Genomic DNA, 14155 nt, shown 5'->3' on the forward strand with positions numbered 1-14155 from the left:
AATCATCTGCATTAGCGAACGCACACTTCACGACCTCGTCGCCTTCGCTCCGGAATCAAGAACAAAGGCTACGGTCGCATGGGAGGGTCCTGGAATCGTTACGGAGCAAGTTTTCTCCGAGAACATCCCCGGTCGCGTGCTGCTCATTGGCGGCGGCGCACACAAGCGCAACGAACTGGCCGCGCGCGTGCTGGCGCGCCGCCCGGCATGGTGCAAGTCGGTTGTGGGGGTCGGGCTATCTCCACAAGCTCGCACACTTCTCGATGACGCATACCCGGGGGCAACAGAATGGGTGGTGCGGCCAACGGACGAGCAACTAATCGACTTGTACCGTAGTGCAGAGTTCTTCCTCTTCCTTGGCACCGAGGAAGGATTTGGACTGCCATACATCGAAGCCTTGAGTTCGGGGTGCATAGTAATCGCGGTCGACCAACCGCTTACAAGGGAGCTGCTCGGCGAAGCGGCAGTTCTGGTGATCGACGGAGACGCCCGCGATATTGAAAGCCAACTCAAACACCGGGCATGGCCACCCTTGATGGAGCGACGGAAACTGGCGGCGAGATTCAGTTGGCGCGCTTTCGCCGAGCACGTGCGGGATGAACTGGAGGCCACCACCCGATGAGATTGTCTCGTTCCGAACTGCGTCGGCTGTTCCGGTCGAAGCTCGATCCTCTAGTGATTGGCAGATGGAGCCTTAAGGCGTGGCGAATGTACGCCTTACGTCATCGCTGTCATCTCGGGCCGGAAGTCAGCATTGGGCCACTGTCGTCGCTCACATTCGACGACCTTTATGTTGGCGAAGGTTCCACAATCGGCAGCGAATGCGAGATCGACGCCTACTCAGGAATCGAGATCGGCTCCAACGCCACCATCGGCGATCGGGTGCGCTTGCTTTCTCGTATTGACCTTGATTCAACGACTACATGGGCGTCTGGAATCGTGATCGGAGACAACGCAGTGGTCCCGGACGGATCTGTGATCCTTCCGGGGGACCGAATATCAGGACAACCAGGAAAGCTGAGTGCTCCATGATCACGCTCACCGGCGGGTGGGGCTACTACAACATGGGGGACGAAGCGCTTCTTGCCGCATACCGCAAGACTCTCGAGGGTATCGATGAGCTCCGGATAGCCTCGGTTGATCCCGTACGAACTGCGCGCGCCCATGGTCTCGCAGAGGTCGATCGGGAGGCGTACTTCATGCGGCCCGCCGAAGGGCCCGTGGTCGTATGTGGCGGAGGTTATCTGAACGGTCGGTGGCGCCCAGAACTGCCGCTGAAGTTGAGACGGCTCCGCAGGCTATCGCGACACGGGGTTATTGGCCACGCTCTTGAGATGCGTCGGCTGGACGCGCCCTCAATCTCCCGGTCTTCGAGAGCATTGTTCAGCGGGCATCCCCTTGCAGTCCGTGACACCGAGTCTGCCGCCCAAGCAGCCCGGCTCGGGCTCGCTGCTGACATTGTGCCGGATGCGATCGCGATGCTTGCGCCCCACGTCGGAGGCCTTCGCAAAACGGTTCCTCAAGTTGTGGGCAAGTACGTGCTCAACCTCGTCGATATCGCGAAGCGCTCCGACTCATCTGACAGCGAAGTGGCGCCACAGGAATGGCTAGGGTTCTGCAAGGAACTCATAAGTCGCATCGGGTCGGAAGCTGTTGCAATCGTCGCCGGCCACGCTGATCGCGAGTTCGCGCGAAACTTTGGGATCCCACTCATCGAGCCGTCCAGCGTTCGATCCTTCATCTCGATTCTCGGCTCCGCGCGAGCAGTCCTGAGCGTCCGCATGCACCCCGCCCTAATTGCAAGCATGTTGGGGGTTCCTACGCTTGCGGTCCCGTACAACGGCAAGGTCTCTCCCACCTTGGGTCAGATTGGTATTGAGAGCATCGTGCTGCGGAGTCTTGACGTTGATCTCGCGATACAGTCGCTCAGCTCCTCCGAAGACCTAAGCGGTGCTTGGTCGGCAGCCGCCGAACGCAGCTCGTCATGGCTCTTGAGCGCCGTGGAGAGGCAGTTGTGAAGCGGAATGCCACTGTTCTCACCGCCAGCCGGGTAGTCGCGAGCGCTGCGCAGGCACTCAGCCTGATTCTCCTGGCTCGACTTGTGTCTCCAGCCGAGTTTGGCTCGCTCAGTGCGATGATCGCGGTCGGCACCTTTCTCGTCGCAGTTCTCGATTTTGGGACCTCTCCCTATGTCCTGAAGCTGCGGGCAAGGTCGCGCGATGACCCCAGGATTGCGACCTCGGTGTTCATCTCCCGCATCGGGACCGGTTTGTCTGCAGCGCTCCTCGTCCTAACTTGGCTGACGGGAGCATTAGGTGATGTAAGCACGTTGGTTGCTGCACTGATAGTGGCCTGGGTCACGTTCGAGCGGCTTGCAGAGATGTCAAGCGCGATCCTCCTCGCCGACGGACGAATCGTATGGTCCGCGAGCTGCCTAGTGTTGCGACGCCTACTTCCGTTGCTTCTTTTCGTCGGAGTCACTGCGATTGCTCCCAATGATGAGCCGGCTGTTGCGTTCGCCGCTTCTCTCACCGCAGGGGCTGGGGCGGCGGTATGCGTGAATGCCCTGCTCCTGAGACACCAGATCGCCTGGCGCGTACGAGCACCCGTCGCGACCGTGTTGCGGGAGTCCCGGCACTACTTGAGCGCCCTGGGGTCGAGTCAGGCGCGGAATCTGGAAGTTCCGCTCATCCAGGCTTTTGCCGACGCACACACGGGAGGACTAGCGAGCCTCGCCTTGCGATTCGGTCAGCCTGCAAGGCTCGTAGCCACTTCCGTGGCGCAAACAGTCTTGCCTCGTATCTCCACCCAGGTGCACGAGGCCCGCTCCACCCTCACGCAAATTGTGATTCTCGGGGTAGCCGGCACCCTTGCGGGCGCGTTTGCAGCAGCGTTCTTGCCTGCCCTGATTCCCGCACTCGTCGGCTCAGACTACGCTGGTGCAATCCTGCCGACGCAGATTGTCGTCACCACGGCAGCACTCACGTCACTTAGCGCGCCCTTGGGCAGCCTCCTCCAGGCACTCGATCAGGAGCGCGCAGTCGGGGTCAACGGCGTGGTCTTCGCAATTGCTGGAATCGTCGCGACCATCGTCGGTGCCGTCCTTGGCGACCTCACGCTCAGCATCAGCCTGATCTCTGCTTGCTTCATCGGAAAGACCCTCAGTTTGTTCGTGATGGGGATACGACATGCGCCACCCGAGCAATAGCAATAGCAGTGGCATCCCGGCGAGCGCCCGATCCGTCGAATCGGTAGCACCGAAGAGAGCTGTTCGGGGCTCTGGCCTGCAGGCCGTTCTTGAGTACGCCCTTGTAACGACTGTCTTCTGGCCGATGGCCATCCACCCGCTTATCTCGCAGTATGTGTTCTTCCCACTGCTGCTGATGCTCTATACGCTCGTCTGCACCTATAGAGGGGGGCTGACGCGACCAGACCAGGTGCCGCGAATCGCTGTGCTGGCCTGCTGGCTCATAGTCGCCTCGGTCCTGGTCGTGGTCACTTGGCAGCAAGATGAGACCCTTGTTGGGCCGCTGACCGTCTTCGTCGCCTTGTGGCCGCTGAGTGCCTACGCGTTCTTTATCAACCCGGATAAGAGTGAGACACTCCGGCGCCTCAAGCGAGGCTGGCTTTGGCTTTCGTTCCTGGCCGTGCCTCTCGCCGGATATGAGTACGCGACACATTCGCGAATAGTCGAATCACGAATACCCAACTCAAACTACGAGCGAGCGGCGGTCGGTCAGGAACACCCGATCGTCCTGGGCACCTTGTTGGTCGCGGCGATACCAATGCTCCTAGGCCTGAGCCGTGGCAAGCGATTCCTTGGGGTAGTAGTACTGCTTCTAGGCACCGCCGCGACCGGCTCCGCCGGTCCTCTGGCGGTTGGTTTGGTTGTCGGTGCCTTCACGATTCTTGCGAGACCCGACGTGAACGCTCAGCGAAGCACTTTCCTCATCGGAACGCTGGCCGTTGTTACAACCGGGATCGTGACCTATCTTTCACTCAACGTTTGGTCGAGTTCTTTGTCCGACGCCGACCTCGACTCTTACAGCGTCCAGTATCGGTTTGGACTGTATTCGCTCGTACCGCATCTGTTGCAGGTCGCGCCATTCGGGTTTGGCATTGCAGGTATACCTCCGGGCGAGTTCATGCTGTCTAGCGGCTTTCGGGGCTTGGTCGACGTGAGCGCTACCGTCGATTCCGAGTTTGTACTCTTGGTTGGCAGAGTTGGAGTAGGTGCGATCTTGATCTGCACTGCGGCCATCATCTTGGCCGTGAAGGCACTAAAGGTGAACCGACAACTCTCTCTAGTGTTTGCGTCGTTCCTCATGAACGGCTTCACTGTCGCGCTCCACGCGTGGCCAGGGATCGCAATCACCACCGGCTTCCTCTTCGCGGCGTGTGCATATGCCGTGGCAACCCGACGGTCGGGCGGCGACGCTATTGCTTCACCAAGCTCTCCCCCTTGACGAGTAGTCAAGGCGGACTCTCCGATTGGACTCGTCCGCCATCGTGGGTCAGACAGCGGACGCCGGTAGATGCACTAGCGGGACCTAGAGCACACCGAACCAGTTGCCAGCCCACAGCCACGTACGACTAGCTGCCCAAGTGGCCACCGACTGACCGGGAACCGCGGGCGAGAGCGAACAGAGTCGTGGAACGAGTTGCTGCTCATCCACGCGCTTGCCAAGTCCTAGGAGACAATCAGCCGCGCCGACGAGTACAAACTCTGGCGACGGGGCCTCACCCACGATGGCAATCGCCGATGTCTGAGGTGGGTAGGGCATCCAGCTACCGCTAGACCATGCGAACGCCGCGCCACTCCCACACAATGCGACCACGGTATCGGCCCCTGATACCGCCTGAATTGCGTCACCGCACGGCGCGGGCACGTCGGCCCCGTCGATGTGCACGGCGCCAGGAGCATCTGGATCAAGGAAGCTGTGGCCGCCAATTATCGAGTCCTGCTGCTCCCAGAACTGACCTGCTGTGAAGCTGCGCATGCCTGCGAGGGTGCAACCGTCGCCGAGGCGGACGACCGCCTCGCCATAGTTGACGTCGCGGATCCAGAGGGCGAGGACCTGCCGCACGTCATAGCGGGCGAGGTCGCGGTCCTTCCAGGTGGCGCCCGCATCCGATGAGGTCTGCAGCAGTGGGGCTACCCCGCCCGTACAGGAACCCCCCTCGGCTCGCCACACCGCGGACTCGCCGGCCGCGGCGAGCACGCGACGCACCGGCAGCGCGACGACGGGCGGGGTCGTGGGCGTCGGGGTGGCCGAAGGCTGCGGCGGTTGGGTGGGCTGGATGTAGGGGGTGTCCGAGTCGACCTCGCGGGACGAGGTGAGTGCCAGGCCCACGAGCACGGCGTCGACCGCGAGGAAGGCAACGAGCGCCAAGATCAGCCACAGCCGTCGTGAGCCGGCCGGCCCCCGGAGGGCGCGGGTGCGTCGGCTAGCCACGAGCTGACGGCCTCGACAGTTCGGCCAGCACGGTGACGATGGTGGAGACCGCGGTGGCCACCTGAGCGGCCGAGCGCGCGTACACCTCGTCGGACTGGCGATAGGGGTCCTCGACCTCATCGTGCTCGGCAGCCCCCGGGAGGGAGAGGCCGCGGCCCGCCGCCACCTGGGGCACGAGCGCGCGCAGACGGTCCGCATCCGCCGCCGGATCCGGCTCCTCGGCCTCGCCCGAATCGCGCAGGTCGACCGCCAGGCGCGCGAACTCGGGCAGCGTGAACGCGTAGCGGCTCGCACGCGGCACCAGGCGCACCACGTCGGCGCGATGCGTGCGCTCCATCGTCAGCACGAGGTCGGCCTGCTCGACCATGGGATCCGCCAGACGGCGGGCGACATGGCCAGACGGGTTGCCACCGTAGCCGATCGTCTGGGCGGCCGCCTGCTCGGTCATCGGCTCGCCGACGAGCGCGGCGACGCCCGCGCTCGACACCTCCACCGCCCCGCTCAACCCACGCCGCTCGAACTCTGCGATCAGCAGCCGCTCCGCCTGGGGCGAGCGGCAGATATTGCCGGTGCACACGACGAGGATGCGGAACGGGGAATCGGTCGCAACTGACAACGGGTGCTCCGGAGGGTCAGCTCTTCGAGGACGTTTCCTGGGTGTAGCCGTAACCGTACCCGTAGGCGCCATAGCCGTAGGCGTCGGGGCCCTTGGTCGGCATCATCGTGAGCACGATGCCGTGCACCTTCGCATCCACGCTCTCGAGCGACTTGAGCGCCGCCTCGAGCTGGTTGCGCTGAGTACGGCCGGCCGCGGCCACGACGATCGCGCCGGAGGTCTGCTTGCTGAGGATCGCGCCGTCGGTCACCGGCAGCAGCGGCGGGGCGTCGACGAGCACGATGTGGAACTCCGACTCCAGGTCGCGCAGCAGCTTCGCCATCGCAGCCGAACCGAGCAGTTCGCTCGGGTTCGGTGGGATCTGCCCCGCGGGCAGCACGAACAGGTTGTTGCGACCCCAGCGCTGCAGCGCATCCGAGAGCTGCACCCGACCGATGAGCACGTCGGTGAGGCCCACCGCTCCCTCGAGGCCCAGGTAGTCGACGAGCTTCGGGCGACGCAGGTCGCCCTCGATCACGCAGATGTTGAGACCCGAGTCGCGGAGGGCGATCGCGAGGTTGGCCGTCGTCGTCGACTTGCCCTCGCTCTCGATCGACGAGGTCACCACGAAGCTGCGCCGGTCCGACCCCATGTCGACGAACTGCAGATTCGTGCGCAGCGAACGGAACGACTCGGCGCGCGGGCTGAGCGGATCCGCGTGCACGATGAGCGGGCGATCCTTCGCCTTCGGGTCGTAGGCGATCGCACCGATGATCGGACGGTCGGTCACGAGCTCCACGTCGCGCTGGCCGCGGATGCGCTGGTCGAGCACGCTGCGCAGCACCGCGATGCCGATGCCGAACGCGAGGCCCACGAGGGCTCCAAGCGCGATGTTGAGGGGAACGCGAGGCGAAACCGGCTCATCTGGCACCTGGGCGGATTGGGTCACTGTCACCTTCACCGGAGCCACGCCGTCGGCATTTGCCGGGGTCAGCTCGGGAACCGCCTCGATGAGGTTCTTGGCGATCGAGTTGGCAATATTCGCAGCCAGCACGGGATCCGCGTCGGTCACGGTGATGTCGACGATGACCGTGTTCAGAGTCACTTCCGCACTCACCTGATCAGCGAGTTCGCGCGTCGTCCGATCGAGACCGAGTTCAGAGATCACCGGGTCGAGTACGAGCCCCGTGGTGACGACCTGCGCGTAGCTGCGCACGATCTGCTGCGTGAAGCTGTTTCCGGCGTTCAGGTCGGAGACCGAGTCGGCACTGGAGGTCGAAACGAACACCTTCGTCGTCGCCTCGTATTGAGGGGTCTGCAGCAACGAGTACGTGGCGCCGCCGGCGACCCCCGCAAGCGTGATCACGAGGATGATCACCCAGTTCCGGCGCAGGATACGCAGATAGTCGCGCAACTCCACGTCGGGCACTCCTCGAGACAGGTGAACGCGCCCGTGCGAGCGCCCCGCCAGCCTAACCGACGCGGGCGAAGCGCCATGGCGTTGTGGCCGCTGGGTAGGATTTCCGAGTTGTCTCGAGAAGCGGAACGAAACGAATGAAAGCCCTTGTCACCGGTGCCGCCGGCTTCATCGGAAGCTCGATCGCGAGACGACTGCTCGATGACGGTCACGAAGTCATCGGAATCGACGGCTTCACCGAGTACTACCACGAGCCGCTGAAGCGGCGGAATGCGGCTGCACTTGCGGGCGATGGTTTCCGGTTGATCGAGTCCGACCTGCTGGAGGTCGACCTCGTCGAGCTTCTTCACGACGTCGAGGTCGTGTTCCACGAAGCCGGCCAGCCGGGCGTTCGGGGATCGTGGGGCAGCGGATTCGAGCCCTACATCTCGCGCAACATCGCCGCCACGCAGGCGTTGCTGGAGGCCGCGCGCACCGCGCCGAAGCTGCGACGCTTCGTCGGGGCATCGTCGTCGTCCGTCTACGGCGAGGCTGAGAGCTACCCCACCCGCGAAAGCGACCGACCCCAGCCGAAGTCGCCCTACGGTGTCACGAAGCTCGCCGCCGAACACCTGACGACGCTCTACGGGCGCAACTTCGGGGTGCCCACCACCTCGCTGCGGTACTTCACCGTCTACGGACCGCGGCAGCGACCCGACATGGCCTTCACCCGGTTCCTGCGCGCCGCCATCGCCGGCGACCCCATCCGCGTCTTCGGCAGCGGTGAGCAGATCCGCGACTTCACCTACATCGACGACATCGTCGAGGCGAACCTGCGTGCGGCGACCGTCGAGCACGACGCCGGCTCCGTGTTCAACGTCGCGGGCGGCGGGCAGGTCTCGGTCAACGAGGTGCTCGACAGCATCGGGACGCTCACCGGACGGCCACTCGAAGTCGAACGCGTGGGCGTGGCCACCGGAGACGTCTTCCGCACCGCCGGCGCCACAGAGCTGATCGAAGAAGCCCTCGCCTGGCGCGCCACGACGAGCGTGGCAGACGGACTGCGCAACCAATACGAGTGGGCCGTCGAGGCGGCACCGGTGCTCGCCACGGCCACCGACTGGAACTAGGGGAACACATGAAGCTGTCCGTCATCGGATGCGGCTACCTCGGCGCGGTGCACGCCGCCGCCATGGCCTCCATCGGCCACGAGGTGGTCGGCATCGACGTCGACGAGCGCAAGATCGAGGCGCTCGCCGCAGGTAAGGCGCCCTTCTTCGAGCCGGGACTCGACGAGCTGCTCGCCGAAGGGGTCGCCTCGGGCAGGCTGCGGTTCAGCAGCGACCTCGCGGATGCCGCCGGCGCGGCCGTGCACTTCATCGCGGTGGGAACGCCGCAGACCAAGGATGGCGACGCGGCCGACCTGCGATTCGTGAACGCCGCGGTCGAAGGGTTGCTGCCTCACCTCGCGCCCGGCGACATCGTGGCGGGGAAGTCGACCGTGCCGGTGGGCACCGCGGCTCGACTGGCCGAGGCGGTGGAGAGCGTCGGCGCGGAGCTGGTGTGGAACCCCGAGTTCCTGCGCGAAGGATGGGCGGTGGAGGACACCGTGTCGCCGGACCGGATCGTGGTGGGAGGCGGCGCCCGGGCGGCCGACGTGCTGCGCGAGGTGTACCACACGGCGGTCGCCACGGAGACTCCGTTCATCGTCACCAACTACGCCACGGCCGAGCTCGTGAAGGTGGCGGCCAACGCGTTCCTCGCCACCAAGATCTCGTTCATCAACGCGATGGCCGAGATCGCCGAAGTCACCGGCGCCGACGTCACCCAGCTCGCCGACGCCATCGGCCACGACAACCGCATCGGGCGGCGCTTCCTCGGGGCTGGCATCGGCTTCGGCGGCGGCTGCCTGCCGAAAGACATCCGGGCCTTCTCCGCCCGCGCCGAAGAACTCGGGCGCGGCGAATCGGTGTCGTTCCTGCGCGAGGTCGACGCCATCAACCTGCGCCGCCGCGAACGCGCCGTGCAGCTCGTCGTCGACGGGCTCGGCGGCAGCGTGCACCGCAAGCGCGTCGCCGTGCTGGGCGCCGCCTTCAAGCCGCACAGCGACGACATCCGCGACTCCCCCGCGCTCGACGTGGCCACCCGTCTGCACGGGCTCGGCGCCGACGTGGTCGTCACCGACCCTGCGGCGCTCGAGAACGCGCGGCGCGTGCACCCGCAACTCGACTACGCGGCCGACCGCGACGAGGCGCTGCGCGGAGCGGATGCCGTGGTCGTCGTCACCGAGTGGGACGAGTACCGGCGCCAGCTCTCGCCCGAGCACGCCGCCGGCCTCGCCGCGGGGCGCGTCGTGGTCGACGGGCGCAACTGCCTCGACGCCGACACCTGGCGCGCCGCCGGGTGGACCTACCTGGGCATGGGGCGTCCCTGAGGTTTCGACGTTGTTTCGGCCGAATGGGGGACGCCAAACGACGCTTCGGGGTATGTGCACGCGGGTAAGGTGAGCCTTTGTGAGTTCCCGATCCGGCCGTGATGTCGACTGGCGATCGTCGTACGCACGGCGCCTCGGCTGGAGCGACTTCCTGGTCGTGGCCTGGGCCGTGTTCGGGGCGCAACTGCTCTGGTTCGGCGTCGACTCGGTGAAGGTGACAGGGACCGAGGAGATCACCGCCTTCACGGTCAACTACACGATCTTCTCGGTGGCACTGATCCTCCTGTGGACCATTGCTCTCGGCGTGGGTGCCACCCGTGAATACCGGATCGTCGGCGCCGGCGCCGACGAGTACAAGCGGGTCGCCAACGTGAGCCTGCAGGTGTTCGGCCTCGTGGCCATCGTCGGGTTCGCGTTCCAGCTGCAGTTCAGCCGCGGCTACCTGCTCGTCGCTCTGCCGGCGGGTGTGCTCATCCTGCTGCTCGAACGTTGGTTGTGGCGTCAGTGGCTCGGCAGCGTGCGCCTGCTCGGCGAGTACAGCGCGCGGTGCGTCGTCGTCGGCGGAACGCGGGCCGTGCAGGAGATCGTCGGCACCCTCGGGCGCCAGAGCGCCGCGGGGTACCACGTGCTCGCCGTATGCATCTCGGGAGCCGGGCGCACCCTCGACCTCGACCGCCGCATCCGCGTCGCATCCGTCGACCAGCTGAAGACGGTGATGGCAGAGGTGGGTGCCGACACCGTCATCATGGTGGGCGGGCACGACCTGAGCGCGCGCGAGATCCGCGAACTGTCATGGTCGCTCATCCCCGGCGAGCAGCACCTGGTGATGGTGCCGAACCTCATCGACGTGGCCGGGCCCCGCATCCACACCCGCCCCGTGGCCGGACTGCCGCTCGTGCACGTCGAGACGCCGCGCTACGAAGGTGCCGGGCGGTTCACGAAGCGCGCGTTCGACCTGCTGGGGGCGTTCGTCGCGGTGATCCTGCTGTCGCCCGTGCTGCTGTTCGCCGCCCTCGCGGTGAAGCTCGGCTCGCGCGGACCGCTGCTGTTCCGGCAGGAGCGCATCGGACTGCGCGGTGAGACGTTCCACATGCTGAAGTTCCGCAGCATGGTGGTCGACGCGGAAGCGCGCCTGCCGGAGTTGCTGCAGGAGCGACGGGATGCCGGCAACGAGGTTCTGTTCAAGCTGAAAGACGACCCGCGCGTGACCCGGGTCGGGCGCTTCATGCGGCGGTACTCCATCGACGAGCTGCCGCAGCTGTTCAACGTGCTCGGCGGCTCGATGTCGCTCGTCGGGCCGCGGCCGCCGCTGGAACGCGAAGTCGACCTCTACGACGAGGCGGCACGACGTCGGCTGCTCGTGCGGCCCGGGCTCACCGGACTCTGGCAGGTGAGCGGACGCAGCACGCTGTCGTGGGAGGACTCGATCCGCCTCGACCTGTACTACGTCGAGAACTGGTCGCTCATGGGGGATGTCGTGCTGCTGTGGCGCACGGTGAAGGCCGTCTTCGCACGGGACGGGGCGTACTGACGGGGGTGCGGCCGCTGCATCCACGTGAGGGGGTGGCGGCCTTCGCAACCGCTCAACCCGCGGACGGGGTGGCGGGCGTGGCGGGCGTGACGCGGTCGAGGCGGCGGGCGGCGAGGCGTGAGGTGAGGGCGCCGGCGGGCGGGAGCAGCAGCCAGCAGAGCATCGCGATCGTGGGGTCGACGAGGAGCGCCACCGGGATGGTGGCGAGGAAGATCGCCGGGGTCACCGCGACACTGATCGTCACGAAGCGGGCGATCGACACATCCACCGCCTCCGAGAGCAGACCGCGGCGGAAGGCGTACCACCAGAGCACCCCCTGCAGGATGCTCAGCATCGACACCTGCACCGCGTAGAGCACGACCGCCGGCGCCTCCGGGTACTCGCTCAGCACGCTCGTGGGGAACGGGGCGAGCGCCACGAAGGCGAGGAACGCCAGGTTGATCCAGATGAGGCCCGTGTCGAAACGCTCCATCAGGCGGAACTTGCGGTGGTGGGTGATCCAGTTGATGCCGAGCACCGCGAAGGTGAGCGCGTAGGCGAAGAACTGCGGCCACAGCTCTCCGAGCGCCGGCCACAGCTCGTCGGGCTCGAGGCCCTCCGGCAGGCGGATGTCGAGCACCAGCAGGGTGAGCGCGATCGCGAACACGGCATCCGAGAAGAACGCGATGCGTTCGGTGCCCTCGCCGCGGCTCAGGAGCGCCAGCCGCTGCCGCACACCCGTCATGCACGCACCCTACCGAGTGCGGCGGCGGCGATGCTCGAGCAGCTCCACGAGCAGCAGACCCACCGCCGCACCCGTGACGTTGGCGATCACGTCGAGCACGCTCGGGGTGCGGTGGGCGATGAGGGAAGCCTGAGCCGATTCGATCCCCACCGTCACCACGAGCGCGATCGGCAGCACCAGGTACCGCCTCCGCAGGATCACGGCCAGCAGCGCCCCCATCGGCACGAAGAGCAGCACGTTCGCGGCGAACTCGATCCGCGGATAGCTGAGCCCCGGCACCGCGCGGATGATCGCATCCAGCAGCGGCCGCGCGCCCTCGTCGACGTGCACCGGCCAGAGGCCGATCACAGCGAGCGCCACCGCGTAGCCCGCGAGCCACAGGCGGGCGTCATGCAGACGCGGATGCGGGCCCTCGACCATGCGCTCCCTCCCGGCCCGAAGCCGGGCGGGGCGCCCGGACGCACGCGGGCCGCATGGGGCGAGTGTACCGGCGGCTCAGTCCTCGCTCCAGGGCACCTCGAGGTCGAGCACCCAGGTGACGCCGAAACGGTCGCGCAGCATCCCGTACAGCGGCGACCAGCCGGCGGGCGCGAGCGGCACCACCACGGTGGCGCCCTCCTCGAGCCCCTTCCAGTAGCCGGCGAGCTCGTCGGCGTCGGTGCCGCGCACCGAGACGAACACGGGGATGACGCCCGGCTCCCACGGGGTGTGGCCGGGCACGTCGTAGGCCATCACGCGGAAGCCGGCGTCGGAGTCGACCTGGCCCCACATGATCTGCTCCGCCTCGGCGGGGTCGGTGACGGCGCCCGCGTCGACATAGCGCACGAGCGCGATCCGGCCGCCGAACGCGGCCTGGTAGAACTCGAGCGCCGCCCGGGCGTCGCCGCGGAAGTTGAGGTGGGGGGTGGTGGCGATGGTCATCGTGGACTCCTTCTGTCGGTGCCGCGGGTGCGGCGGAAGCCATGTTCCACTCAGAACAGGACAGTTCTCGTCCGCTTCTCGAACTAGTCTCGGGGCATGGCCGACACCACCTCGCGAATGCTGCAGCTGCTCTCGCTGCTGCAGGCGCGCCGAGACTGGCCGGGCGAGCTGCTCGCCGAGCGGCTCGACGTGAGCGTGCGCACGGTGCGGCGCGACGTCGACCGGCTGCGCGAGCTCGGCTATCGGGTGCAGGCGGTGAAGGGCCCGGATGGCGGCTACCGCCTCGAGAACGGCTCCGAGCTGCCGCCGCTGCTCTTCGACGACGAGCAGGCGGTCGCCGTGGCGATCGCGCTGCAGACGGCCACGGCGTCCGGTGCCGACATCGGCGAGGCCGCCGACCGAGCCCTCGCCACCGTGCGCCAGGTGATGCCGTCGCGGCTGCGGCACCGGGTCGACGCGCTCGCGACCACCGCGCCGCCCCCCGCCGCGGACCCCGTCGACCCGGGCGTGCTGCTCGCGGTGAGCGAGGCGATCCGCACACACGAGGTGCTGCGCTTCGACTACGCGGGCGGCGAGCAGCCGCGCCGCACCGAACCGCACCACCTGGTGGCGCGCGCCGGGCGGTGGTACCTGATCGGCTGGGACCTCGACCGCGACGACTGGCGCGTGTACCGCGCCGACCGCATCGCCCCGCGCTCGGCCCGCGGGCGCCGCTTCGCGCCGCGGCGGCTGCCGGGCGGCGACCCGCACGCCCTGCTCGACGCGCGCTTCAGGGGCGCCCCGGAGGGCAGCGGATGGCCCGCCCGCGGCTCGGCGGTCGTCGCGCTGCCCCTCGCGGATGTCGCCCCGTTCGTGGGCGACGGCGAGGCCGAGGCGCTCGGTCCGGACCGCACGCGCATCACCGCGGGCTCGTGGTCGTGGGATGCGCTCGCCGCCTCCTTCGGCCGTTTCGGGGCCGCGCTCGACGAGCCGCGGCCGGCCGAGCTGGCATCCGCGTTCCGTCGGCTCGCGGCACGGGCCGCCGCGGCGGCCTCCCCGCGCGTCGACGACCGCGATCGCGGCCCGGATCGCGACGAACCTCCCGTGTCATAACGCGGT

Annotated in this window: 15 protein-coding genes; 9 read left to right on the forward strand and 6 right to left on the reverse strand. The window is 67.0% G+C overall.

Annotated features, from left to right (window positions below):
* Positions 1-136 precede the first annotated feature (136 nt).
* The 5 genes from D7I47_RS14700 to D7I47_RS02585 all read left to right on the forward strand — a co-directional run bounded on the left by D7I47_RS14700 (position 137) and on the right by D7I47_RS02585 (position 4466).
* Positions 137-622, forward strand: coding sequence for a glycosyltransferase (locus tag D7I47_RS14700; RefSeq protein ID WP_157981607.1), 486 nt, complete (start codon positions 137-139; stop codon positions 620-622).
* A gap of 86 nt (positions 623-708) precedes the next feature.
* Positions 709-1032, forward strand: a complete 324-nt coding sequence (locus D7I47_RS15260) for an acyltransferase (protein WP_157981608.1) — start codon at positions 709-711, stop codon at positions 1030-1032.
* Entirely contained in the window at positions 1029-2018 is a 990-nt protein-coding gene (locus D7I47_RS02575; RefSeq protein WP_157981609.1) for a polysaccharide pyruvyl transferase family protein, read from the forward strand. The genes D7I47_RS15260 and D7I47_RS02575 overlap by 4 nt, the downstream gene beginning before the upstream one ends.
* Positions 1985-3208, forward strand: coding sequence for a lipopolysaccharide biosynthesis protein (locus tag D7I47_RS02580; protein ID WP_120761593.1), 1224 nt, complete (start codon positions 1985-1987; stop codon positions 3206-3208). Before D7I47_RS02575 ends, D7I47_RS02580 begins: the two co-directional genes overlap by 34 nt.
* Positions 3189-4466: a hypothetical protein gene (locus D7I47_RS02585; protein WP_157981610.1), complete on the forward strand. Its 1278-nt coding sequence runs from the start codon at positions 3189-3191 to the stop codon at positions 4464-4466. Before D7I47_RS02580 ends, D7I47_RS02585 begins: the two co-directional genes overlap by 20 nt.
* 84 nt (positions 4467-4550) lie before the next feature.
* On the opposite strand, the gene D7I47_RS02590 is transcribed toward D7I47_RS02585, so the two are convergent.
* Genes D7I47_RS02590 through D7I47_RS02600 form a run of 3 tightly spaced genes read right to left on the reverse strand, consistent with a single transcriptional unit; the run spans position 4551 to position 7471 of the window.
* Positions 4551-5393 (reverse strand): hypothetical protein, encoded by an 843-nt coding sequence (locus tag D7I47_RS02590; protein ID WP_157981611.1) that lies wholly within the window; start codon positions 5391-5393, stop codon positions 4551-4553.
* Positions 5394-5448: 55 nt separating this feature from the next.
* On the reverse strand, positions 5449-6033 hold the full coding sequence (locus D7I47_RS02595; RefSeq protein ID WP_227000799.1) for an arsenate reductase/protein-tyrosine-phosphatase family protein: 585 nt from the start codon (positions 6031-6033) through the stop codon (positions 5449-5451).
* Between the two features lie 55 nt (positions 6034-6088).
* Positions 6089-7471 (reverse strand): polysaccharide biosynthesis tyrosine autokinase, encoded by a 1383-nt coding sequence (locus tag D7I47_RS02600; protein WP_120761597.1) that lies wholly within the window; start codon positions 7469-7471, stop codon positions 6089-6091.
* A 134-nt stretch (positions 7472-7605) separates the two neighbouring features.
* Here D7I47_RS02600 and D7I47_RS02605 point away from each other — a divergent pair, with 134 nt between their 5' ends.
* From D7I47_RS02605 to D7I47_RS02615, 3 genes are all read left to right on the forward strand, one after another.
* Positions 7606-8577 (forward strand): NAD-dependent epimerase/dehydratase family protein, encoded by a 972-nt coding sequence (locus tag D7I47_RS02605; RefSeq protein ID WP_120761598.1) that lies wholly within the window; start codon positions 7606-7608, stop codon positions 8575-8577.
* A gap of 8 nt (positions 8578-8585) precedes the next feature.
* On the forward strand, positions 8586-9881 hold the full coding sequence (locus D7I47_RS02610) for a UDP-glucose dehydrogenase family protein (protein ID WP_120761599.1): 1296 nt from the start codon (positions 8586-8588) through the stop codon (positions 9879-9881).
* A 79-nt stretch (positions 9882-9960) separates the two neighbouring features.
* Complete coding sequence (locus tag D7I47_RS02615; RefSeq protein WP_120761600.1) at positions 9961-11412, forward strand: sugar transferase; 1452 nt, start codon at positions 9961-9963, stop codon at positions 11410-11412.
* 52 nt (positions 11413-11464) lie between these two features.
* On the opposite strand, the gene D7I47_RS02620 is transcribed toward D7I47_RS02615, so the two are convergent.
* From D7I47_RS02620 to D7I47_RS02630, 3 genes are all read right to left on the reverse strand, one after another.
* Positions 11465-12136, reverse strand: a complete 672-nt coding sequence (locus D7I47_RS02620; RefSeq protein WP_120761601.1) for a TMEM175 family protein — start codon at positions 12134-12136, stop codon at positions 11465-11467.
* 9 nt (positions 12137-12145) lie between these two features.
* Positions 12146-12556, reverse strand: a complete 411-nt coding sequence (locus tag D7I47_RS02625) for a VanZ family protein (protein WP_120761602.1) — start codon at positions 12554-12556, stop codon at positions 12146-12148.
* Between the two features lie 75 nt (positions 12557-12631).
* The gene (locus D7I47_RS02630) at positions 12632-13057 is read right to left on the reverse strand and encodes a VOC family protein (RefSeq protein WP_120761603.1); all 426 of its coding nucleotides are present in this window, start codon (positions 13055-13057) and stop codon (positions 12632-12634) included.
* A gap of 96 nt (positions 13058-13153) precedes the next feature.
* On the opposite strand from D7I47_RS02630, the gene D7I47_RS02635 reads away from it, so the two are divergent.
* The gene (locus D7I47_RS02635; RefSeq protein WP_120761604.1) at positions 13154-14149 is read left to right on the forward strand and encodes a helix-turn-helix transcriptional regulator; all 996 of its coding nucleotides are present in this window, start codon (positions 13154-13156) and stop codon (positions 14147-14149) included.
* Positions 14150-14155: the final 6 nt, after the last annotated feature.

The sequence above is a fragment of the Protaetiibacter intestinalis genome (assembly GCF_003627075.1).
Lineage (GTDB): Bacteria > Actinomycetota > Actinomycetes > Actinomycetales > Microbacteriaceae > Homoserinibacter > Homoserinibacter intestinalis.

Coding starts and splice junctions, on each gene's coding strand:
- D7I47_RS02625 (WP_120761602.1), bottom strand. CDS start 12,556: ATGGTCGAGGGCCCGCATCCGCGTCTGCATGACGCCCGCCTGTGGCTC.
- D7I47_RS02610 (WP_120761599.1), top strand. CDS start 8,586: ATGAAGCTGTCCGTCATCGGATGCGGCTACCTCGGCGCGGTGCACGCC.
- D7I47_RS02575 (WP_157981609.1), top strand. CDS start 1,029: ATGATCACGCTCACCGGCGGGTGGGGCTACTACAACATGGGGGACGAA.
- D7I47_RS02620 (WP_120761601.1), bottom strand. CDS start 12,136: ATGACGGGTGTGCGGCAGCGGCTGGCGCTCCTGAGCCGCGGCGAGGGC.
- D7I47_RS02585 (WP_157981610.1), top strand. CDS start 3,189: ATGCGCCACCCGAGCAATAGCAATAGCAGTGGCATCCCGGCGAGCGCC.
- D7I47_RS02630 (WP_120761603.1), bottom strand. CDS start 13,057: ATGACCATCGCCACCACCCCCCACCTCAACTTCCGCGGCGACGCCCGG.
- D7I47_RS02580 (WP_120761593.1), top strand. CDS start 1,985: ATGGCTCTTGAGCGCCGTGGAGAGGCAGTTGTGAAGCGGAATGCCACT.
- D7I47_RS02605 (WP_120761598.1), top strand. CDS start 7,606: ATGAAAGCCCTTGTCACCGGTGCCGCCGGCTTCATCGGAAGCTCGATC.
- D7I47_RS15260 (WP_157981608.1), top strand. CDS start 709: ATGTACGCCTTACGTCATCGCTGTCATCTCGGGCCGGAAGTCAGCATT.
- D7I47_RS02635 (WP_120761604.1), top strand. CDS start 13,154: ATGGCCGACACCACCTCGCGAATGCTGCAGCTGCTCTCGCTGCTGCAG.